This is a genomic window from Alkalibacterium olivapovliticus (assembly GCF_003003275.1).
Lineage (GTDB): Bacteria > Bacillota > Bacilli > Lactobacillales > Carnobacteriaceae_A > Alkalibacterium > Alkalibacterium olivapovliticum.
On sequence record NZ_PVTO01000033.1, the window covers coordinates 1 to 23,923 of the forward strand.

General features: G+C 37.9%; 18 protein-coding genes and 1 pseudogene. 6 read left to right on the top strand and 13 right to left on the bottom strand.

Features of this window, described 5'->3' with window-relative positions; all coding sequences use genetic code 11:
• The first annotated feature begins 257 nt into the window (after window positions 1–257).
• Window positions 258–500, top strand: a complete 243-nt coding sequence (locus CLV38_RS11960) for a hypothetical protein (protein WP_106195924.1) — start codon at window positions 258–260, stop codon at window positions 498–500.
• An 85-nt stretch (window positions 501–585) separates the two neighbouring features.
• Here CLV38_RS11960 and mnmG read toward each other — a convergent pair whose 3' ends face one another.
• The 7 genes from mnmG to CLV38_RS11995 all read right to left on the bottom strand — a co-directional run bounded on the left by mnmG (window position 586) and on the right by CLV38_RS11995 (window position 11,356).
• Window positions 586–2,481 carry a tRNA uridine-5-carboxymethylaminomethyl(34) synthesis enzyme MnmG gene (mnmG, locus tag CLV38_RS11965; protein WP_106195926.1) on the bottom strand — a complete coding sequence of 632 codons (1,896 nt, stop codon included), beginning with the start codon at window positions 2,479–2,481 and terminating at the stop codon, window positions 586–588.
• Window positions 2,482–2,524: 43 nt separating this feature from the next.
• Complete coding sequence (mnmE, locus tag CLV38_RS11970) at window positions 2,525–3,913, bottom strand: tRNA uridine-5-carboxymethylaminomethyl(34) synthesis GTPase MnmE (protein WP_106195929.1); 1,389 nt, start codon at window positions 3,911–3,913, stop codon at window positions 2,525–2,527.
• A gap of 352 nt (window positions 3,914–4,265) precedes the next feature.
• On the bottom strand, window positions 4,266–4,982 hold the full coding sequence (locus CLV38_RS11975) for an MIP/aquaporin family protein (RefSeq protein ID WP_106195931.1): 717 nt from the start codon (window positions 4,980–4,982) through the stop codon (window positions 4,266–4,268).
• The gene (gene glpO / locus CLV38_RS11980) at window positions 4,983–6,818 is read right to left on the bottom strand and encodes a type 1 glycerol-3-phosphate oxidase (protein ID WP_106195933.1); all 1,836 of its coding nucleotides are present in this window, start codon (window positions 6,816–6,818) and stop codon (window positions 4,983–4,985) included. It lies immediately after the preceding gene.
• Window positions 6,819–6,840: 22 nt separating this feature from the next.
• A complete protein-coding gene (gene glpK, locus CLV38_RS11985) occupies window positions 6,841–8,346 on the bottom strand; it encodes a glycerol kinase GlpK (RefSeq protein WP_106195936.1) in 1,506 nt (501 codons plus the stop codon).
• A 216-nt stretch (window positions 8,347–8,562) separates the two neighbouring features.
• The gene (locus CLV38_RS11990) at window positions 8,563–10,032 is read right to left on the bottom strand and encodes an AcpB/EbpR/MafR family transcriptional regulator (protein ID WP_106195938.1); all 1,470 of its coding nucleotides are present in this window, start codon (window positions 10,030–10,032) and stop codon (window positions 8,563–8,565) included.
• Entirely contained in the window at window positions 10,022–11,356 is a 1,335-nt protein-coding gene (locus CLV38_RS11995; RefSeq protein WP_106195941.1) for an FAD-dependent oxidoreductase, read from the bottom strand. Before CLV38_RS11995 ends, CLV38_RS11990 begins: the two co-directional genes overlap by 11 nt.
• A 190-nt stretch (window positions 11,357–11,546) precedes the next feature.
• On the opposite strand from CLV38_RS11995, the gene CLV38_RS12000 reads away from it, so the two are divergent.
• A complete protein-coding gene (locus CLV38_RS12000) occupies window positions 11,547–11,990 on the top strand; it encodes a hypothetical protein (RefSeq protein WP_106195944.1) in 444 nt (147 codons plus the stop codon).
• Between the two features lie 149 nt (window positions 11,991–12,139).
• Here the strand turns inward: CLV38_RS12000 and CLV38_RS12005 are convergent.
• Window positions 12,140–12,686: pseudogene (locus CLV38_RS12005) on the bottom strand (tyrosine-type recombinase/integrase); the annotation flags it as partial.
• 260 nt (window positions 12,687–12,946) lie between these two features.
• On the opposite strand from CLV38_RS12005, the gene istA reads away from it, so the two are divergent.
• Both istA and istB read left to right on the top strand, forming a co-directional pair.
• On the top strand, window positions 12,947–14,368 hold the full coding sequence (gene istA, locus CLV38_RS12010; protein WP_170068895.1) for an IS21 family transposase: 1,422 nt from the start codon (window positions 12,947–12,949) through the stop codon (window positions 14,366–14,368).
• On the top strand, window positions 14,368–15,099 hold the full coding sequence (gene istB, locus CLV38_RS12015) for an IS21-like element helper ATPase IstB (RefSeq protein ID WP_106195948.1): 732 nt from the start codon (window positions 14,368–14,370) through the stop codon (window positions 15,097–15,099). Before istA ends, istB begins: the two co-directional genes overlap by 1 nt.
• Before the next feature lie 798 nt (window positions 15,100–15,897).
• Here the strand turns inward: istB and CLV38_RS13770 are convergent.
• The 5 genes from CLV38_RS13770 to CLV38_RS12040 all read right to left on the bottom strand — a co-directional run bounded on the left by CLV38_RS13770 (window position 15,898) and on the right by CLV38_RS12040 (window position 21,159).
• On the bottom strand, window positions 15,898–16,062 hold the full coding sequence (locus CLV38_RS13770; RefSeq protein ID WP_170068896.1) for a hypothetical protein: 165 nt from the start codon (window positions 16,060–16,062) through the stop codon (window positions 15,898–15,900).
• 455 nt (window positions 16,063–16,517) lie between these two features.
• A complete protein-coding gene (locus CLV38_RS12025) occupies window positions 16,518–16,991 on the bottom strand; it encodes a hypothetical protein (protein WP_106195952.1) in 474 nt (157 codons plus the stop codon).
• A gap of 887 nt (window positions 16,992–17,878) precedes the next feature.
• The gene (locus CLV38_RS12030) at window positions 17,879–18,778 is read right to left on the bottom strand and encodes an ABC transporter ATP-binding protein (RefSeq protein WP_106195954.1); all 900 of its coding nucleotides are present in this window, start codon (window positions 18,776–18,778) and stop codon (window positions 17,879–17,881) included.
• A gap of 15 nt (window positions 18,779–18,793) precedes the next feature.
• Complete coding sequence (locus tag CLV38_RS12035) at window positions 18,794–20,002, bottom strand: hypothetical protein (RefSeq protein WP_106195956.1); 1,209 nt, start codon at window positions 20,000–20,002, stop codon at window positions 18,794–18,796.
• Window positions 19,999–21,159, bottom strand: a complete 1,161-nt coding sequence (locus CLV38_RS12040; RefSeq protein WP_106195959.1) for an MFS transporter — start codon at window positions 21,157–21,159, stop codon at window positions 19,999–20,001. Before CLV38_RS12040 ends, CLV38_RS12035 begins: the two co-directional genes overlap by 4 nt.
• Before the next feature lie 303 nt (window positions 21,160–21,462).
• On the opposite strand from CLV38_RS12040, the gene CLV38_RS12045 reads away from it, so the two are divergent.
• Complete coding sequence (locus CLV38_RS12045) at window positions 21,463–22,347, top strand: helix-turn-helix domain-containing protein (protein WP_106195961.1); 885 nt, start codon at window positions 21,463–21,465, stop codon at window positions 22,345–22,347.
• Window positions 22,348–22,982: 635 nt separating this feature from the next.
• Complete coding sequence (locus CLV38_RS12055; protein ID WP_106195966.1) at window positions 22,983–23,399, top strand: hypothetical protein; 417 nt, start codon at window positions 22,983–22,985, stop codon at window positions 23,397–23,399.
• The last annotated feature ends 524 nt before the right edge of the window (window positions 23,400–23,923 follow it).

The window sequence follows — 23,923 nt, forward strand, 5'->3', positions numbered from 1 at the left end:
GTCTTGCAAGCTCATCCGTTCTATTAAGCCTTGGTATGAAGTTTCTGTTCGTCAGTGCAAGCATTTGCGTCCGACTTCCTTCAGATTCCGCCTCACGGCGGACACCCTTGTCTTTCGCTAACAGTTCCTACTGCCAAGTCTGTAGTGGACTTTCACCACCAAGTTATCGCCCATGCCGGGCGCACAAGTGATATAAAGTGATTAAAATACAATCACTTTACTTTAACTATTAAACAGCTTAAAAAGAGAGGGTCACTATGGGTATAAACAAATTAATCGAGGATCAGGCATTTACATATAAGATTAGAAAAGACAGTAAGGTGTTTATCTATTATTACGGCAAACAGGTAATGGTCGTAACTGGCAATCGATCCAGAGAGCTCATTGAAGACCTGGAGTACGCCGACTCGGAAGGAGAACAGTATCTCCTGGCCAGACTAACCGGTAATTTCAAACGCGGAAATGAACGGGAATCCAAGCTGAAGGACAAATATTCATAATCAACCAGGTGGGAAGAATCAGTAAAAAATGCCTCGAGATGAACGTTTCTGTTCATTCCGAGGCATTTTTTCTATTTTTAGTCAGTTAAGACGCATTCACTTTTTGAATGTGGCCTTGTTCGACATAAACCATCAGTATCGAAATATCTGCCGGGTTAACTCCACTGATGCGGCTTGCCTGCGCAATCGTTTCAGGTTGTATTTTAGTCAGTTTTTCTCTGGCTTCAGTCGCGATTCCGTTAATTGAATTGTAATCAATGCCTTCAGGAATTCGTTTATTTTCCATTCGTTTCACTTTATCGGCTTTACGGATGGCTTTATTAATATACCCTTCATATTGAATAACTATTTCAACTTGTTCCTTCACTGCTTTCGGCAAAGGGTGTTCAGTTGGGGCGAACGCTAAAATATCTTCATATTTTACATACGGGCGTCTCAGGAAGTCGTAAACCAGCATACCATCTTTCAGTTGCGGTTCCCCTTTTCCTTCCAGATACTCTTTTACATCACTTGGTTTCAGGCGGATCTGTTTTAGACGCTCGAGTTCCGTTTCAACCAATTCTTTTTTCAGTATAAACGCATCATAGCGTTCTTTAGACAGAAGGCCGATCTCATAGCCTTTTTCAGCTAGTCTGAAATCTGCATTGTCATGTCGCAGAAGTAAACGGTATTCTGCACGAGAGGTCAGCAAACGGTAAGGTTCGTTTGTTCCTTTTGTAACCAGGTCATCGATCATAACCCCAATGTAAGCTTCGTTACGTTTAGGAACGTAGGCTTCTTCACCTTTTATCAGACGAGCAGCATTGATTCCAGCTATCAGACCTTGACCGCCGGCTTCTTCATAACCGGATGTTCCGTTCATTTGACCGGCTGTAAATAATCCGCCGATCAGTTTGGTTTCAAGAGACGGACGCAGTTGGTACGGTTTAACGACATCATACTCAATTGCATATCCTGTGCGCATCATCTGAGCGTTCTCCAGTCCTTCAACAGAACGGACAACTGCCAGCTGAACATCTTCTGGTAAAGAAGAAGACAGACCTTGAACGTAAATTTCGTCCGTATCTGCGCCTTCAGGTTCTAAAAACAACTGGTGACGCGGTTTATCGCTGAAACGAACAACTTTGTCTTCGATAGACGGACAGTAACGAGCGCCGACCCCTTCAACGATCCCTGTAAACATAGGGGCGCGGTGCAGGTTTTCGCGGATGATATCATGAGAAATGTTGCTAGTATACGTCAGCCAGCAGGATACCTGTTCCTCTAGATAGTCTTCATCCAGTGATTCGAAGCTGAAGTGATTCGGCTCCAGATCTCCAGGCTGTTCTTCTGTTACAGAATAGTCGATCGAGCCTTTATGGATGCGTGGAGGCGTTCCTGTTTTGAAACGGTCCAGATCAAATCCAAGTTCAATCAGGTTTTCTGACAGTTTGATAGAAGCCTGTGTGTTATTAGGACCAGATGAATACTTCAGTTCTCCAATAATGATTTGTCCTCGAGAAGATGTTCCGGCTGTTAAAATAACGGCTTTAGAACGGTAAATCGCGCCGGTATTGGTCTTGATGCCTTTGACTTGATTATCTTCCACCACTAATTCTTCAACGATACCCTGTTTCAAATCTAGATTAGGTGTTCGTTCAATTGTTTTTTTCATTTCAGTAGAGTATAAATGTTTATCTGCCTGAGCTCTAAGGGCTCTAACTGCAGGTCCTTTAGCTGTATTCAGCATACGCATTTGAATATAGGTTTTATCGATATTACGGCCCATTTCTCCGCCTAATGCATCAATTTCTCTCACAACGATTCCCTTTGCAGGTCCGCCGATTGACGGGTTACACGGCATATGGGCAACCATATCCAAGTTGATAGTGATTAACAGTGTTTTAGCGCCCATTCGTGCAGAGGCCAAAGCGGCTTCTGCTCCTGCATGACCTGCTCCAACGACTACGACATCATAATGATCAGCTTCATAAGTTTGCATGGATTCATTCCTTTCTAGTGTGATCTTCTAATTTCAAGTGAGTTTATTTTCCTAAACAGAACTGACTGAAGAGCTGCGTAATGAGTTCGTCCTGAACGCTGTCTCCAGTAATTTCCCCAAGCAGGTCCCATGCACGCGTCATGTCGATCTGAACGAGATCCACAGGCATGCCTGTTTCGATTCCCTCAATCACATCATCAAATGCGTCAATCGTTTCATGCAGCAGAGCGATATGTCGGATATTTGAGACATACGTCGCATCTTTCTCGCCCGTGTTTCCAGCGAAAAACAAGTCTGCAATCTTTCCTTCCAGTTCGGTCAGTCCTTCTTGAGTGACAATGGATGTGTGGACAATACTTTTCGGATCGACAAGTGTATTTAACTCATCTAAGTCGAGCTGATTGTCCAGGTCTATTTTATTTAAAATGACAATACGGTGGTGCTCGTCAGTTGCTTCAATAAGCAGCCTGTCTTCTGTCGTCAACGGCTCATTCTGGTTGAATACCAGTAAAACCAAATCGGCATCGCCCAGCGCCTTACGGCTTCTTTCGACTCCGATCCGTTCAACGATGTCTTCTGTTTCACGAATACCCGCTGTATCAATCAGACGCAGGGGCACACCTTTGACGCTGATGTACTCTTCGATCACATCACGTGTTGTGCCAGCCACTTCTGTCACGATTGCTTTTTCTTCTTTCAGCAGCATGTTCAAAAGACTTGATTTCCCGACGTTGGGACGACCAATAATTGCTGTCGCCAATCCTTCGCGTAGAATCTTCCCTTGACTAGCTGTTTCTAAAAGAGCTTCGACTTGCGCTTTAACGAGTACTGCTTTTTCAACCAGCAGTTTTGATGTCATTTCTTCGACATCGTCGTATTCAGGGTAGTCGATATTGACCTCTACTTGAGCCAGTGTGCTTAAAATATCTTCTCTTAAGTTTCTGATCAAGCGTGACAAGTTTCCATCAAGCTGCGTGACCGCCATATGCATGGCTTTGTCGGTCTTCGCCCGGATAACATCCATAACGGCTTCAGCCTGAGACAAATCGATTCGGCCGTTCAAGAAAGCACGTTTGGTGAATTCACCAGGCTCAGCTAATCGTGCCCCGTTATGCAGGACCGTTTCCAGCACTTTATTCACTGAGACAATGCCGCCATGGGTGTTGATTTCAACGACATCTTCACGTGTATACGTTTTTGGTGCCCGCATGATAGACACCATGACTTCATCAATCTGTTCATTTGTTTTAGGATTCACCACATGCCCATAATGAAGCGTATGTGATTTCTGATTTTTTAATTCTTTAGAGCCAAGCTGATAGACACGGTCTGCTATATCTAACGCTTCGTCTCCGCTGATACGGACAATGCCGATCCCGCCTTCTCCAGGTGGGGTAGAAATCGCCGCAATCGTATCAAATTCTATTGCCATATTAGGTAACCCCCTATTTTTTTCCACAAAAAAAGTGCCCGGTCCACTCCAATTTAGCATACACTGCTGCCCTGGGCGGAAAAGCACTTTCACTACTTTACCTTAACTACTTTAATTTATTTGTTTCGACATGTTAAATCATATAAGGTATGAGGCCATTTGTCAACTTTTCTACTTATTTTTTATTAGTATTTGTGACTTTTTTATTACATCCGTTTTACTACAGGAGTGTATTAGCTCTTTTTCCAAAAGAATCGCCCTTTAGCTGGTGTATAACTGACAGATAAAATACCTGGAAAGAGTCTGTTCGACTTCTTTTCCAGGTATTCAGTCTATCTATTAGTGTCTCACATTAAATAATAACCAAGTAAAGAAGGGCTGCAACAACGGCTCCGAGCATAGGCCCGACTATTGGAATCCAGGAATATTCCCATTTAGAATCCCCTTTATTCGCAATTGGTAAGAATTGGTGTGCTATTCTTGGACCTAAATCACGAGCAGGGTTGATAGCGTAACCTGTTGATCCGCCTAATGAAAGACCAATTGACAGAATCAGTACCCCAACGACCAGTGGATTCAATCCTTCAGTAAAGGAATTTTGTCCAAATGCCAGAAGACCGAATACTAATACGAATGTTCCAATCACTTCAGATAAAATATTAGCTGTATTGTCTCGAATTTCTGCGCCTGTTGCAAAGGTTCCTAGAATCGCACCTTGATCAGTTGTTTCTCTGAAGTGTGCCAGGTAAGTCAACCAGACAAGTACGCCTCCTAAAATCGCGCCAGCTATCTGAGCCAGTATGAACGGTATAACCAGTGCCCATTCAAAATCGCCAATAATAGCGAACCCAAGTGTTACAGCGGGGTTCAAGTGAGCAGGTCCCATAAAGCCGGCAATGTAGACAGCCAGCGTCACAGCTGCACCCCATCCCATCGTAACCGCAACCCAGCCTGCTCCTTCAGCTTTACTTTTTTTCAAACTGACGGCAGCGACTACACCGTCCCCAAGTAAAATCAAAAACATCGTGCCTAAAAATTCACTAAAAATCGTTAACGTATCTCCAGTCATTTAGCTCACATCTCCTTTTAATGGTTTTAAATCAGATTCAGCAATCGCTTTTTCCAATTCTGTTGTATAGTGTGTTCGGGTATCATCTGACCAGTCATGGTAACGCGCCATTTCTGAAATCACGGGTTCAATGATGATGTCTAAGGTATCGCGCATAAACAGCATGTGATTGGTCCGGCGTATCAGGAAATCACTTGGTGTCAGCGCCATTTCTTCACGCATAGCGTAATGCAGACTGATCGTATCCGCCATAGTCAATCCTTTGATTTGCTCGACTTCATCCAGTAAAGCATAAACTGCAGGCGTGTTTGATCCATACAGGTTAGCCAGGTAGGCTGCTTCCGATTCTGTTAATCCTTTTTCCATACCAGCTTGGGTCAGCGCCTCTGTCTCTTCATCCACATTATGTGGGTCGAGGTCTCCACCGGAAACCGGATACTGAGCAGAATCAATAAGGTCATACGACTGACCGAAGTCTTTTTCCAGTATATCAATAACCGCCTGAACTGCTCCAAGAGCCATTTTGCGGTAATCAGTGATTTTCCCGCCAGCGACTGTGATCAGACCATCTTCGTCTACTTCAAGTGAACTGCCGCGTGAAAGAGTTGACGGGTTCGTTTCTGTTTCTGAATTGGCACTTTCAACATTTTTCAATACATCAGCCACTTCATAGCGTTCCACTTTTCCCTGCTGGTATTGTTCAACGATGGACAGAACCGATTCAAAACTGTCGTCCGTGATCTGTTTGGTGCTTTGACCGTTGTAATCAGATCCCCCGTTCGTTGCAATCAAGGGACGTAAGCCAGCCCAGCTTGATTCAATATCATCGATTGTAATGTGAGCTGACGGGTAACGGGCATTCACAATATCCAGCAAATAGTCCACATCATCCTGTTCCACTGTTGGATTTAAAAAGTCTCCTTTGTAGTCTGTATCTGTTGTTCCAAAGTATGTTTTTTCTTCACGGGGAATGACAAAGACCATTCGGCCGTCCTGTTTGCCAGTATCGAAATAAATCGGTTGCGGAACGAACAGTTTTTTGTTGTCTACTACCAGATGCACCCCTTTTGTCGGGCGCATTTGAGGTATGGCATCGATTTTATCATCCATTTGGCGAATGGTATCTGACCAGGGTCCCGTCGTATTCATCACGACACGAGCATTGATCCTGATTGTGTCGCCAGTCAGTAAATCTTCCACTTCTGCTCCAGAGGCTTTCCCCTCATCGTCATGCAGGATTTTAACCACTTTCATGCGGCTGACCATGTGTCCGCCATCTTCGGCTGCCCGTTTAATATTTTCAATCACCAGACGCGCATCATTGTTACGGTAATCCAGATAGACACCGGCGCCTAGAAGGCCTTCGCTGTTGAGTTGAGGAACGCGTTCGAGCACTTCTTCTTTTGTCAGCGTGTAATTTGCGTATGTTGTTCCGGTGACGCTAGCCAGCTGATCGTACAGATCCATGGCTACTTTAAGCGAAAACATTGAGAACGTGGCGTTCGGTTCATCATAGACCGGTAAAATCATAGGATCCGCTTTGGGAATATGCGGCGCAATGCCTTGCACAACAGCCCTTTCCTGCACAGTATCTGCTACAACTTCAACATCGAACTGTTTCAGGTAACGCAAGCCACCGTGAACAAGTTTGGTGGAGCGGGAAGACGTGCCTTCCGCAAAATCCTGCATCTCCACGAGACCTGTTTTAAGACCGGAAGCACTGGCCTGCAAAGCAGCTCCAGCACCTGTAATCCCTCCGCCAATAATCAATACATCCAATGTTTCTTCTTTAAATACATTTATGTCCTGTTGTCTTCTTTTTAATGAGAAAACCATACCTTTTCCTCCTATGCTGCTCTTACTCTTCTGGTTTGAATACCTGTGTGGCTTTAACAGCTAATCTCCAGTTTTTGTATAATTTTTGACGTTCTTCTTCAGGCATCTGTGGTTCGAATGTTCCGCCCTCCTGGTACATGTCTTTGATTTCGTCCATGCTCTCCCAGAATCCGACAGCTAAACCAGCCAGATAAGCTGCACCTAAAGCGGTTGTTTCCAAGTTGTGTGCACGCTGTACTTTCGTCCCGAGAATATCAGCCTGGAATTGCAGTAACCAGTCGTTATTAGCCGCTCCGCCATCTACTTTCAGCAATGGAATATCGATTCCAGCGTCTTTATTCATTGTGTCGATAACGTCTCGTGCCTGGTAGGCAATAGACTGAAGGGTTGCTTTAACGAAGTCTTCTTTTGTCGTGCCTCGAGTCAATCCGAAGACAGATCCGCGTGCATCTGAGTCCCAGTAAGGTGCGCCTAATCCAGTAAAGGCCGGAACAACAAATACTTCGTTATCATTTTTAGATTTCTTAGCCAGTGCTTCTGAATCAGATGAGTTTTCGATCATTTTCAGTCCATCACGCAGCCACTGGACAGACGATCCGGCAACAAAGATACTTCCTTCTAAGGCATAATAGATTTTCCCGTTGATTCCGTAACCAATGGTCGTCAGTAAGTTATTCTCTGATAATTGCGGTGTTTCACCTGTATTCATGACGATAAATGAACCTGTACCATAGGTGTTTTTGACCATTCCCGGTTCGAATGCCATTTGACCAAATAATGCGGCCTGCTGGTCTCCTGCCATACCTGAGATCGGCGTGTTCGCTCCATAAAAATGGTAGTTAGCTGTAGTGCCGTAAACCTCTGAGTTTGATCTGACTTCAGGCATCATCACAAGTGGAATGTTCAACAAGTCTAAGATTTCCTGATCCCACTCCAGTTTATGGATATTGTAAAGCATCGTACGGCTTGCATTTGAGTAATCTGTAACGAATGATTTTCCACCCGTTAATTTCCATACGAGCCAGGTATCAACCGTTCCAAACATCAATTCTCCATTTTCAGCACGCTTTTGTGCACCTTCAACATTGTCCAAAATCCAGCGAATCTTAGTTGCCGAAAAATACGAATCAATGATCAAGCCTGTCTTTTCGTGAATCATTTCTGAATGGCCGGCTTCATAAAGGTCGGATGCAATGGGTGCGGACTGACGAGACTGCCACACTACTGCGTTATAGATAGGCATACCTGTTTCTTTATCCCAGACGATCGTTGTTTCACGCTGGTTTGTAATCCCTATTCCTGCTATTTCTTCTGGTTTGACACCGGATTCAATAAATGCCCCGGCAATAACTGATTGAACTGAATTCCAGATTTCGTTAGGATTGTGTTCAACCCAACCACTCTGAGGGAAAATTTGAGTAAATTCTTTTTGCGAACTTCCAATCGTGTTTAACTGTTTATCATATATAATTGCTCTTGAGCTAGTTGTTCCTTGATCTATGGACATAATGTACTTATTATCTGTCATAATGTATTCCTCCTAGTTTATAACCGGTTTTCGCAACCGTTTTCTTTACTTGTTTAGTGTAACCCTTTTTCATTCGATAAAAATGTCAGCTTTTTTTGATTTCCGACATTTTTTGAGAGTTTTTTAACTGATCCCTCTTTTTCTTATATTCAATTCAATGAACATAAACACATGTGCCAAGAAAAAAAGCAAGCTACAGGAGTGGCTGTGCTTGCTTCAGGTATTTAATTCTTGGATGATTTTATAAATAGTCATCATGTCAAAAGAGGACATGATCTCAGAAAGAATATAGACTCTGGCTTCATCGTATTGATTTTCCTCGATTGACACTTCATTTGTCAATACGAGGTCGTATACCTTACTCGGCTGATAGCGTTCGATCTGAATGCCACTGATTGGCCGCATTTTTTGTTTAAGCAGCTCAGTAAGTGTTTCTTTATACAAATCGTCCATTTTCAAGTCGATTCCGATTTGAATAACAGTAGTCATCTTGAAAGATATAAGTGCCAGCAGACTCACATACTTAAGTAGCTCCATCTTGATCAGACTGTTGTCTTTTACTTCAGTAGTCAAAAACTTATCTGTACTGGTGGTCAGAAGTGTACGGGCAAACGGGACCAGATTTTTGCCAACGATTTGTTTTTCCTTAGCAAGCATCTCTTCATACTCATAGATTTCGATATCCCCTTTAAAAAAATACAAGCGTGTATGGATATGCGTCAAATGATAATACATATCGCGCTCCAGCATATACGGCGGTCGTCGAAATTTAAAATGAATGATGATTGTTTCCGCGATATACGTATCGAGTGAAGCAATGGGGGCATGTCGGTCACGTATCAGTCTGTACTCATGAAAATCCTCTTCCGTCAATATAGGAAAGGCGAGCAGAAAGGCAAAGTGGATCATAGCCTCTTCTTCGTCCACTTCAATTGAATACCGGCTATAATACCGTAAAATCATGACATGAACCCTGTGGTAGAGGGGGTCTTTCATATAGGGCTGCATTTGTTTTCGTAACTGTTTATAGAGTTTACTTTTATGTGACACCCGGGATTTACTTATGATCAGCCATAAAGTCAGGCGCTCCCTGTTCTCCGGGACGATCGTTACCTGCAGAAATTTTTCCAGCGAGTCCACCGTCTGAATAATCTGAGTGTCAGAACGCTTAGTGATCAGTGTGGATTTATCCTCGATATAGTAATAAAACTGAAAGTAAAAGTACCGTATCTGTAACTCTTCTCCCTGCAGCTGGCCATTACGAATCTTAAGACCGAACTCTTTTAAGTAGCTGTTAAGTTCTTTGATTTTTCTAAATAAGGATGACTCACTGATCGCCAGTTTTTGAGTCAGTTTAGTGATAGAGAATTCATGATGTTTGAACAGAAAATTGATGATTTCCATTTTAATCGACTGGCTTAAATAGAACCTGTAGATATGCTGCAGTGACATCTCATCACTCATTTCAAGTTCGATTGCCTGTCCGTCATAACTGATTTTAATCTGCGTATCAAAATCAGCTACCCTGGAAGTGATCGAATCCAGATCATTCTCAAGAGACGCTTTTGAAATGGACAGATGATCCAGCATGTCGATGTAAGAGAGTATGCCGTTGTTCAATACGAGCTTCTTGAAAATGGTGATTTCTCTTACCTCATTTTTTTCAAGAAAGTGTTCAACTTTCATCTTCGTCAGCCCTTTCATCCATCCAGGAGACCAGATTAGTCGTTGAAACCATCTGAGTGTATAAAGGATGGAAAAAGTAATCTGCCTGCTTCAACTCTTCCAGCGTCAGTTTTGATTGAATCGCCAAGGCCAGCGTGTTGATTTTCTCAAGTATGTTGGACGTAGAGATCATTTGTGCTCCCAGCAGGACACGTGATGAGGCATCGTAAACGTATTTCAATGTAACGGTGTCTGATGGGTTCAAACTGTTCAGTCTCACTTCTTGACGAGCCGTTTTAACTGTCCGGTTTGTAAACAGGCTCTCCTCTTCAGTCAGCCCCGTACTCGCAACATAATAGCCAAACACAGTCGTTCCGATCGTCCGGGAAGATCCATTGAACGTAACTGTTGGTTTCACTAAGTTGGCAGCTGCCACGATTCCAGTTCGGACTGCATTATTGATCAGCGGGATATAGACCATATCTTCTCCGGGTCCCGACAACTGGATACAGTCGCCTACTGCAAAAACATCCTCGACCGATGTCCTTAAATAACGGTCTACAGCAATCGTCTGATCAGTATGCAATGTAACGTAATCATCTAAAAAAGGCAGATGGGGTCTAACGTTTACACTCATAATAACAGCATCACTAGTAACCGAGTCATCCCCAAGGTGAACCGTTACTTTCTGATCTGATTCCATCTCTATAGAAGAAACCGTTTGACCCAGTCTCAAATCGATTCCATTTTTGATCATTTTCTGCTCGATTGGCTGAATCATATCTTCATCCAGATACTTAAACAGAACGTAGTCCATACTTTCGATCAAGGTCACCTGTTTCTGTTGTTTAGTTAATAAATGAGCGGCTTCTACTCCAACCTGTCCTCCACCGATAATGGTAATGTGCTGGCTCTCTTTCACTTTAGATAAGGCCGCCTGAGCTTCCCCGTACCGCTTGTACTTCAGAACGCTCTCCTGTGCACTGCCATCGATTTTTTCAGACAGTTGTCTGGATCCTGCTGCAATAATCAATTTGTCATAAGCCATCAGTTCTTCCTGCTCCATATAATCATACGTGATGATTTTTTGAGTCGTATTGATTTTTTGAACAGTAGCACCCAGGTAATATGTAATGGTCTCTTTTTTCAGCTGGTCTGTCGTTATAAATCGAGCAGCATCTAAATCATCGATTTTATTGTCCCAATACAAATGCAGCCCGTTAGGAATATATCCTAATGTCGCTTGCTTTTCCAGTAGAATAACATCCGCATCTGCATATTTTTTACGTACTTCTAAAGCCGCAGCTACACCAGCAAAAGACGCACCTATTATGACTACTCTCATTCTGTTACTCCTTATTGATCGATTTTTGATTAGTATAACATAGAGGGAAACGGTTTTAGACTATGATAGAGATTGATATTGCATGATTATACTAGTAAGATAACATCAATAGAATACTTTACTTTAACTATTTAATTAGTCTATAGAAGATAAAACGTAATAAGTTGATTTCAAAAGGAGATGTACACTAATGAAAAAACTTCCATTATTCTTCTTTATCCTGTTCCTTAGTACTGCATGCACTAGAGACACTGCAGGAGATATCGAAAATCCCGATTTCTTAGACATCACTCATGAAACCCATTTTAGTTTGCGAACCACTGAAGACATTCCTTATGAAATAGTCAATCAGTCTGAAGAAACTTTCTATTATCATCACTTAGAATACCATATTGAAGAACATGTAGAAGGAGAATGGATCAATTTGGATTTAATCACAATACCCTCTCCAGATCTTGCTGGACCAACGCCTTTGGAGCCGGGACAAACTTATGGAAATGCAGCACGCCTTGCTAGAGGCTCAGACCATACTTATGAAGCGGGAGAATACCGTCTCCGTTTTGAAGGATGGTTTGGTAGTGAGGAAGAAAATACTGACTCTTATGATTTTGTTATAGAATTCACTCAAGAATAATGTAAACTTTATATCTCTATGTAGTCTCAGAAAACATACACTATAAAGATGAAACAATACTGGAATTTGAAACTAGTGCAGTACAACTTTTTACAACTAAAAGAGCGGATGCAACTAAACAAAGTCGCATCCGCTCTTTTTTGTGCTCGAAAACCTGATTCAGAATTTAATAATGTCTCACTAAATTCGTTTTCATTAAGCCCAATGTAGATTTTGGTAAATTCCTCACTGCTGTGACCGAATATTTCTATAAGTGTCGCCACATCTTTTTTCTTACAGTAATGGTACCCAAACGTCTTATGCAGGGTGTTCGAGCTAATATCGTTCGCCCTAAGAGCTTTGGCTAACTTCTGAAACATTTGATAGACTGTATTGACTTCTAAATGCCCACCTTTACTGCTGAGGAATAGATAATCGACCGGGTCCAGAGCTTTAGTTTACTCCTGAATGATGTCCTGAAAGCTTCCTAAATGCAATATGCGTGTTTTCCCCGTCTTTTGTTCCACGATTCGGGTTTTTTTTGCGGTAAAAATATCTTGTTTCTTAAATTTAACGATATCGGACATGCTTAATCCACTGTTAATCCCAATCAAAAACAGAAAAACATTCCGTTCGGCGTGCTGATTGCGCCATAAACAGAATAAAAAAATCTTTAATTTCTTGCTGCGTTCGTAGGGATTCGACATTGTAGCTCATTTTAAGCGGCTCTCCTTCCACAAAAGCAATAAATGATTGCATGAATAATACAACATAATCATGTATTATAAGACTCCAAAGAAAAAGAACCCCGTTTTAAAGAGATTCTTGATGTGTATGGCAGAATAAATATGTAGAATATTGCAGGAAAAAATCCATAACTCGGGCAAAAAAAATAGCCCATTGCTTCCACCCATACCATTCGCCTAAAATGGAGTTTGACTAAGAACTTCAGAGAGGCGTGGGAAAGGATGCTCACAATGGACCAAATCTATTCTATCAAAAAAATGAGAAATGAAGAAGGCTATTCTTTAAATAAAATTGTCACGGAAACCGGATATGATTGGCGTACAGTTAGAAAATACGCAGATCATGATGTTCTCCCAAAAGAAAAAAATAGTAGAAAACGCGGAATGATGTATACGAAAGGGTTTGGAGGACAAACCTATGGAGAAATCGTTGATCATCTATTATTCGAAGATAGTAAGGAAAAGAAAAAAGATCGAAGATTGAATAAAGGAATCCACCGGATTCTAAAGGAACAGTACGAGTTCGATGGTAGTTATCGGCTCGTTTGTCAGTACATTAAAGATACGCACAATGAAGTAAAAGAATATAAGCAGTATGAGCGCTTGGAACACCCACCGGGAGAGGGTCAATTAGATTTCGGGAATTACCGTGTATCTTATAAAGGCAAAATAAAGAATATCAAACTATTGGTTCTTACCTTCCCTTATTCCAACAGAGCCTTTGCGGTAGCTCTTCCTAGAGAAAACAAGGAGTGCTTTTTAAGTGGTCTGAAGTTTTTGTTCAAACTAGCGGAGGCTGTTCCCAAAACACTTCGGATAGATAATCTGGCCGCAGCGGTTGTTCAGTCTCGAGGAAGAGGAAAAGAAGCCATCTTTACGGATGACTTTAATCAATTTGCTGCTCATTACAGATTTGAACCGATTGCCTGCAACCCTTTTTCCGGACATGAAAAAGGATCTGTAGAAAATAAGGTCGGTTATATACGGTATAACTTTTTTGACGATATTCCTGACTTTCTATCTTATATGCCTTTTAATGATTGGTTGAATCAAAAACTTGAAGAAGATAGTGCTCGTATTCACTATCAAGAAAACTTTTTGATTAGTGAGTTATGGGAAGAGGAAAGTGCTCAGTTACTTCCTTTATCTGAAATGGATTATCCTGTATTTAAGTATAAAGAAGTCAAAACAAATAAATACGGAGAGATCAGATTAGACGATCAATCCATTCATATACCAAGAATCGGGCGTAACCGAAAGGTTATCTTGCAATTGTTCTGGGATCGATTCAGATGTGTTGATAGAATGGGAGAAATGATCTATGAAGGACCTCGTCCTTATATAGGAGAATCTCAGGAAATCGATTGGATTGAAGTTTTCAAAACCTATCGTCAAAAGCCGAGATTAATTATCCATTCTAAGTATCAAAAGTTTATCCCTCAAAAAATCAAAAGCTATTTGTTAGAAACCAGCCTAGCTGAAAGAAACACACGCACAAATCAACTGATTTCCTTACTTGAGCTTTATTCCCTATCCGAGATTGAAGAAAAATTTGTGGAGATCGTCTTACAAACAACAGAATCCGTTGAAAAAGATGCGTCCTCTTCTCTCGTGATATATGATGCTTTATCTCCGAAAGTGAGGGCCAAATAATGGAAAACGAATTGAAACAACTGTGTAAACGAATGCGACTAGCGTACGTTTATGATTACGTTACTGAGGAAAATAAATCAGAAGTATTATACGAAGAGCTATTAAACTGCTTGAAGTATGAACAGCGAGAACGGGAACATGCAAAAGCCGATCGGCTTATTCGTAAAGCAGGATTCAAATCGACTAAACCCATCAGTCAATATGAGTGGCATGATCAGATAGGAATTCCGTCTTCAACGAGTCGTCAGGAACTCGTTACCTTAGATTTTTTACACCGTAGAGAGAACTTGATTTTAGTAGGTACTCCTGGGACAGGAAAAACAACGTTGGCTACAGCGCTAGGCATAGAAGCTTGTCGAAATGGAAAAGATGTCCAGTTTTATCGTGTAATGGACTTAGTCGATAAATTACAAAAAGCGTCCCATCGAGGGACGCTAGCACGAACCAGGAAAACAATTCTCAAATGTGACCTACTTATTTTAGATGAACTAGGCTACTTACCGTTAGATAAAGAAGGTGCAGAATTACTATTTCACTTAATATCAGATTTTTACGAAGAGAAAAGTTTGATTATCACTACGAATCTGGAATTTAGCTCTTGGAGTAAAGTGTTTCAAGATTCAAGATTGACCAGTGCACTAGTGGATCGATTGATTCATCACGCCCATATCTTCACTTTTGCGGGCACAAGTTACCGGTATACCAACGCTTTGTCTCAATTCAGAAATTGACTAAATGGGAACTGCAAAGTTATGGATAAATTTCCTGCACTCTGATGGATTTTATTCTTGCAAAATACACTTGATACACGATTTTATAGAATTTCATGTATTGATTTGTATTTTCAAACAAACAATTAGGATTGCAATTAACTTAAAATGTATTGAATGCTCTTTTGAATTTATTACATTATCTATCTCAATTTGATCAACAACTTTTCCATCATAAAGAAATCCGACAAGACTTGTGATGCCACTCTCTTGGTTGAAAGTATGAGTTTATCATAATTAACAGTATGATAAACTCATTTGTACCTTAACAAACTGGACTAATAACTACGAATTTAATCGAAATATAAGTGTTGAAAACATGATATATATTGATAAAAAAACTATTATGATACCCACAACAATACTCACTACCCCAGAACTCTTACTTTTTTTCTTAATTTTGTATCCTGCTACTATAAGTATGATTCCTCCAATTAAGAAAAGAACTTCGAACATTAGAAAAGGTCTATTCAATTCAATAGATTGTTGTATAAATTCCATAAAAAACACCTCTTAATAATTTTTCTTTAATCATATATGAAAATTAAATTATTTGTTTAGATTCTACTCAATTGTTGCTAACCGTGTAATGTATAGTGGTTACTTTATTGAAATTCTAAAGTGAAAAAAAACACAATAAATTAAGATCTATGATACACGATTATATCCAATTTCATGTATTCAACTAATCAATTCAAAAGAACGGTTGTCACCAACTATAGATTGAAACAAGAATTCAGCATATTAAAATTCTAAAAATCATTTGATAGAATTATTCTCTTTTCTATCTTTATTCTTTCCTTGTATGATAAGAATAGCTCCACCTATGAAAAGCCAAACTCCTAACACATCTCCTGTAGAGCCAGAAAGAATTAACATGGTTCCTAAAATCATACCTAGCATGCCATAAATAATAAAATTCATTTATAATTCTCCTTTGTACAACTCGGTATTTATTATAGCGTATAACTAAATCTAAAAAACAACAAACAGATTAAACCATTCTATTATTAATAGAGCACATTACTCATGTCATTTATTGTATTAGCTCGAGCTATCTATTAAAAGAAAAAATGAGCTCTCCTCTATTATGAAAGACTATTTTTTAAAAAGCTGAGCTATCGCAGATCATGTTAGTGTAAAACTACAAATTATGACATTTCTCTAAGTAAAAATGTTTTTGTTTGCATGTATAAAATCAGTAATTTATTTTTGGCTCTGCGTTTCTCAATGATTTTTTTATCTGCCTTGTGTAGTGTTCTTTCAGATTAAAATTAAAAAAAAAGCTATTTAAGATAATCCCAAATAGTTTTTTAATTGATATTCATTCCTGCTCACGTCTTATTGATCGTATAATAGGCTTGCGATAGTCTCTAATATTATTTACTAAACTGTCTTAATTTTCTATATTGGTGTTTTGTTTTAAAAAAATTCACAAAAAGTCTGAAACCTAAAACTAAATTTATTAAGAGAGGTATTGTTAAAGCAGCAACTAATTCAATAATATGAAAAGGCCCTAAGACAGATAACACTATAGTTCCAATCAAAAAAAATAAATTTATAGCGGATACTATATAGAAAAAGTGTACTATATATTTCTTATATTTTAGTATCATGAAAAGAAAAAAAACTACACTTATGATAGTTACCCATGTACCAATTGATTCTCGCAACTGGTTTATATATTGCATCTCAAGTGCAATACTCTCGCTTATTCGTGCGGACCTCCCATAAGTATCAATATATCTTTCAATTCTAAATAACTGCTCTAATTCAAATGTTAGAAAAAAAGAATTCAAAGTTAGTATAAATATAGAAAAAAACGAATTTGCTGTTTTATTATGTTTGCTCATATTTAAACCTCCTGTCTTTTTTTTACCTTAAGTTAATGGTATCTGTCCTTCTTCCCCAATGGCATGTTCCTCTCAGCGGTAATTCTACACCACCGACTGTTACTGGGGTTATCAATCTAGCACTAAATCATAGGAGCGATAATAATTAATTCCGCGGTTACCAGCAGTATAGGAAAATCCCGTATAGCTATTGTTTACAGTGAGATTGAACGCTGCGCCAAAAGTAGTTTCAATTCTAACAGAGCGACTGCCATTCTGTTCTTGTTACTTGACTACCCACATTCAAACATGAAAAGTTATTTTCGTTAGATAGACTTGGCAAAGATTATTGTTCAGTAACATCATGTAATCAATAGTCATTTACTCTGAACATAAGTACTGCTTCTTTTAAATTCTGTTCTTGGATGAATCTAAGAATTTTTTTCAGTTTCATTTTCTACCTTTTTTGCTTCTGAGTCTAGAATATTAATGGGGGGTTTTTCTGCAGCTTTTACGGAATTGCAAATAGTTGTTAAATCTTTTGAGAATTCTGCCTCTTCTATATTCGAAATCAAATTTTCATTTTGGCTCTCATCCGCATAGGCAATTTTTCCATCAGTGTAAAAAAAACTTTCTGGTACGGTTAATGTGACTAAACCAACCGAACTAAAGGAGTTCTTTTAATTATTAACTTACACAATAATTAACTTAAATTTAATTCAAACACCACAATTTTCCATACAGATAATCGATTACCGAGCGATTTGTGTCTCATCTTATTTAAAAGAAGTCTTGGATGTTCAGAAAGAAAGTAAGCTTAAAGATGAAATGAATTCATACCCTACTAGAGTGTAAACTCCTAAAGCAATAAATATAATATTGCTAATCCGTTCAATTATAACCCTCGTTTAATTGTAAAACTCTTCATACCATTCTGACGTTCCAATTTGACCGATAGTTACGTTTAGTTTTCCATTTTCTATAAAATAATTGATCCATAAACCAATATCCTCTTTACTGAGATCTTTTATGGGAATCGCCAATAGCTTATTTGCTATGAATTGACTACCCACTGGTAATGTTTTGTTATCGAGTATGAATTTATAATCTTTGTTAGTAACAGGAATCTTTATGAATGTCCTATCAGCTAAGCCAACACTGTCTTCTCTAGTTTCAAGTAAAATATTACCTTCCCTGAAAAAAAGTATACGATCAGCGTACAAATCGAGGTTGTCCAGTAAATGTGAGGCAATGAGTACTATTTTACCATTCTTCTTTAATTCAATGAGTACTTTCGTCAATAAAGCGACATTATCTGGATCCAATCCATTCATAACTTCGTCCATCAACATAATGTCAGTATCCGAAGCTAAAATCATGGCGAATGCTAATCGCTGTCGCATACCTAATGAATAAGTACGTACCGGTTTTTTGACGTACCCCTGCATATTAAGACGGTTGACGATTCCTTGTATTTTATTGACATCTTTCTTCCACATTTTAGCATACAGCTTCAGATGTTCTGTCCCACTCAATTCTTCATACAAATCATTCAGTTCTGGCAAAAAAGATAAGTGCTCATGCATTTTAATTTCATTTTTTTTGGAACTGTAATCAAGATCATCTTTTATGGATACACGACCAGAGTCAGGAGACACAAAGTTCATTATAATGTTAAGCAATGTTGATTTACCTGTTCCGTTCGGAGCAACCAATCCGATAATTTCACCGGCCTTAGCTTCAAAGGTTACCTCATTTAGAATAACTTTTTTCCCAAACGCTTTTTGCACATTTTCTATTCTCAGCATATTGAGTCTCCTTTTCTAAATATATGTCCTGATTCGTTTAAATCTCGTCGCAATAAACAATATCATCTCAACCAAAAGGATAGCTGCCATTAAGGATAAAACACCATTTTCAAATGTGATTGCTGGGGAGTTATACAAATGGTTTTGATAACCACTTAGCACCTGTCCTACTGGGAAAAATGTAGAGGGCAACAAATCCACGTCGGAAAAAGACCCAATACCTCTTATATAGTACAGTCGTTCAGTAAAAATTAAAGCAATACCTGCAAAAAGGTTAAAAAATTCATTTCTAACGAGCAGACTCAGTAAAATAATTATTCGTGTAAAGAGATAACTAATAAGTAACAGTAACGAAAAGGCCTGGATATAAAACAAACCCAAACTTATACTATTAAACGTTCCTCTATTTTGAAGCACTAGACCATCGTAAACGGTGATGGGTATAGAAAACGAACCAACCCCATGCCTAAAACCAACGGCTAGAAGAATAATAAGGAAAAATACCAAAATAGTTACTCCTGTTGTCGTTAAAACAACCATCGTCTTCGTCCATAATTTTCCCGAGAAAGAAAGTGGAAAGCTTTTGGTAATCGTTAAGTGTTTTCTGTCTTTAACAACAATGTCATTTGCATAAAAAACAATAACTGTAATCAGTAGGATTGGAACAATTGTGCTATTTAACAACCGGTAAACTGTCTGTAGAGCCGTTCGTTCCTCTAAAACATCTACAGTCAAATCAATCCCTTCATTCACATACTCTTCGTATCGTCTGGCTGTTTCACGGTACCAGTAAGACCCTTCTTGTAGGGGGTAATCTTGGTCCGGTCCATAATATACGTGGTTGTATGATAGAAATTCAGGGTACCCAAAAGTATAGGTATCTTGATAGGTGTACCACTCAGCAGTCCAATCTGTATAATTCTGGTAATCTTCTTCTTCCAAAGCCTGTAACCTTTGTGAATCAATATTTATCAACTCTGGATAGTAGGCTAAAGCGAATTGAGCTCCAGAACTAATTCCGTCCCCTTGCATATTATCTATCCAATAGACCATTGAGTCATGTTCCGACCGTATATCGCTCTCGTCTACCGACTCGTTGGGCTGATAGTCGGGCACTAAAATAATTGAGTAATATAAAGACGCTAATAGAAGAAGTATGATGACCGCTAGATTTTTTTTATTACGGCTGAAGGCTTTCAGTTCAAATCTAAAGTACTGAATCACGCTGCGCTGCCTCCTTTTATCTGCTCTAATTTCACGCGGTTTTTCCGAGCAAATACAAATGATAGAATAGCAGCATAACCTGCACTCCACAGTCCTAAAATAATGATGGCTGTTATCCAGTCATTTGATGACTGATTGAACTGAACCGCTAAGTCTCCTCTTAAGACAGCTGCGGGATCAAAATAATTAATTGGAGCGAAACGAAAAAAAGAAACCTGTGAAGAGAACAGAAAACTCAAAATATAAAGCAAACCCCCTATAAATATATTCAAATATTTGTTTCTAAATAAGACGTTTAATAAGGCTGAGAATAAAATCATATGAATCATAAAAAATAAAAATAAAACAATGAAAGTAAAAATAAAGATGGAGGTTGGTACCGCTGTAAATTCCCCTGATAAATAAATTGGCACTGGGTATGTCATCGTTCCTATATCAAAGAATAATGAAGAGATAAGGTATCCTGCAGCAAATAAACTAGTTAACGCAACTATAGTAACTAATGACTGAATGATTAATTTCCCAATCAACCTGCGATTTGCATCGATGGGATAGGCTGAAATAATGGTTTTATGTTCGTTGTCATTTGTTAAGATATCGCAGGATAAAAACAGGATAAACAAGAAGCACACTGCACTGAACCATCTGATTCCTATGACCAACATATTGGCTCCATTCTCAGCGTTCGGTTCTATCTGCAGATTGTTTTCTTGAAGATATTCATATACTTCTCGTTCTCTTAATGACTGTGCTAAAGGTACAATAAATTCTTGCGGTAATGACCCATATCCTTCTTCGTGTGACTGGATACGTGAATCCGTCACTTGTAATCCAGCAGTTACATATTGGTTTAAATCATCAAACATAGTTATAGCGACCTCTTGGGAAGCAATGGCAGATGACTCACTCAATAAATGATCATAATAGCCATATTCATCACTGTAAGTCCCTTGTTCTACTTCGTGCAAAGGAACATAGGCAATGGCATTGCGAACAGCTAAAGCTTCACTTTCAATTTTATCATCAATATTTTCGACTCTTTGATAAGGTATGTAAAATAATAATCCTAGTACAAAAACAGCTACTCCTAAAATCAAAAAAAGATTTTTTCTATTTTTAACGTACAATTTAGTTTCGAATAAAATATATTCTTTCATTCGCTCTCCTCCAGTTTAAATATAATTCAAGAAACTATTTGCTTTTTTATATGTAGTATTTAGATATTTGAATTCTAATCTTAAATTGAAACTCAAATAAAAAGATTGTGTGCAGTTCACGCTGTATTTATAGTTAAGACTTAATAAAATGTTATTAAAAATTATTACATACCCTTATGAATCCATTATATTTAATATTTATTAGTAAATCAAGAGATTTTACTAACATATATTGATTTTACTACTTTTAAACATTATAATAATAACAACAAATGCAATTTCACAGAGGGGACATTAATTGTTATGGATTTAGGAATGTATATAAAAAAGCTGCGAAAAGAGTTCGATTGGACACAAGCCCAACTTGCAGAAGGCATATGTGCACAAACTATGATAAGTAAGATTGAAAATAATGAAGTCATCCCTAATGAAAAAATTCTAAAAAAATTATCAAAAAAATTCAATGAGGATCTAGTTGATTTCAGGAATGTCGAATTGAAAACTACTTACATTGATAAAATAAAAAATATAAAAGATATGATTGATATAAGCCTTACTAAGAGAGATTACGGAATGATAGAACTCATATATAGATCCAATTTAGATACTATTAAAGACAATGAAACAGACATGTACACCTTCTATTTCCGATGGATTAAAGGCTTGCTTTATTATTATCGAGAGAATAATCCTAATAAAGCTCTTCAAGAGTTCGATAAGTTGAGCACCGCTGACTTATCTCCTGATCTAGCAGTAGATGTTACATGTAGTATTGGTATAGTCTATTATGAATTAGAAAATTACGAAAAGTCCTGTAAATATTTCGAGATGGGCTTAAAGTGGTTTTCTAATAAAATTGGCATTCGGTCAAAAGTGAAATTACTATTAAATTACTCGCTTTGCTTGGAAAGCTTAAATAAAGATGAGTATGCATTAGAACTATTATTTCAAGGCATAGAGATCTCAAAATGCAACAATTCAATTATGGGATTGGCCGACCTTTATTATCATAGAGGCTTCATATTAAATAAACTAAAACAGTACGAAGAGGCTACAAAGTCTTATAAAATTTCTCAATCTCTTTTTGAAATTCAAGAAAATTCTAAATTTAGTGTTTTGGCTAATTTAAGATTGGAAGAATTGATGAGCAATAAAAAATCAATGGACGAGGAAAAGGATTATGCTTAGATTTTTTGATATAAATAAATTTTATTAAATGGTGACTAAAAATTTCAATATTATCAAAGGGGTAGTTTTTATGATGAACAACATTAATAATAGGAACAAAATATTCCTAGTAATAAGCCTTTTTTTCCTTGTTTTAAGTTTGTCCTACATTATTTATTATGAGCTGTATCTTAGAGAACTTTCTGCTATTACTTTCTCCTTACTCCATCCGCAAGCGATCGCTTTACTTGGTCGTCCAGTTTTTTTCAGTTCATTGTTTGCGATATTAGGAAGAACATTTTTACTGGTTTCTAAATTTAATATAACTGATAAATTTAGAAAGTATTATATGTATTTATTCACTTTCTTTTTGCTAGTGTATTTTACTTTATTATTCTTTCATTTCTTTGTAGGTTTACCTTATTTATTATTTCTCTTTTTGTATAATAGCTCTACATTATTCATTCTATTGGGAATTTTGTTAAGTTTTACTGTACAAAATGAATAGGAGGGATTTATACTAAAAAAACTATTGATAGCCGTTAAATTACACTTGGCAGAGTTTAGGAGAAAAAACTATTCCAATCGAAGGGTACGATACAATTTGTACTTAGAATTATGTTAAATTAAAAATCTAGTCTTTTGGGAGGTACGAAATGAAAAAAAATATTTTTATTGTTTTACTCACGGTTATTCCTGCTTTACTTCTTTATCTATATAGCCTGTACATATCGTCATTTCAGGCTCTTTTTATGCGTGGTACAATAACTAGTCTTAGTTTGATAGGACGTGTACTTATTCCTATAACTATTGCGGCTATATTAATCATTTTATCTTTGTATTCACTTTATTTTTCGAAAACAAAGAGCTTATATATTTTACTCGTTATTCTCTTTATGATTTATTCTGTATTTTCTTTTCTATCTTTTTTTCCATCTGTTTTTTCTCAACCCACTTCAACAACAGCCCAGCACATGATGAATGATCTTCCTTGGTTTGCGGGATATTATGGTGGTATACTCTTGTTCAACTATCTTTACAATAAAAAAGAAAGCCAATCACATGTTAATTAATAAGAGTTAAATTAAACTAAAAAACGATGCATTGATACTACCAAAATTTTCTTTTATGGTATCGATGCATCTTTTTTTGCTTTATTAGTCTGTACAGTAACGTTTAACGCGTCTCTTGTGTGCCACACTACTTGGAACACTTATATTAGAAAGGTATACCAGTTCTTGTCATAAGAATGCATTTTTGAATCAAAATAAAGATAACTATAAAAGAAATGAAGAAATATAGAGAACCCTCTAATTCATCAGATTAATTTGAGTAATTTATCTGTTTTTAACATTTTAATCTACCCTATTTATTAGTATACTGACAAGGAATCTTACTAAAAAAATCGGTTAAAAAGTCCTTAATAAAGCAAGGTTTTGAATACATGAAACTATATAAAATAGTGTATCTAGAATAAAGGTGAGTTTGTCACAATAAGAATTTGTGACTGCTAAACTGTATTATGCAGTTACTGCTAGATAATAATGTGCACTTTTATCCCATACTTTCGTTCTATTTGATAAACTAGAAGAGTTAG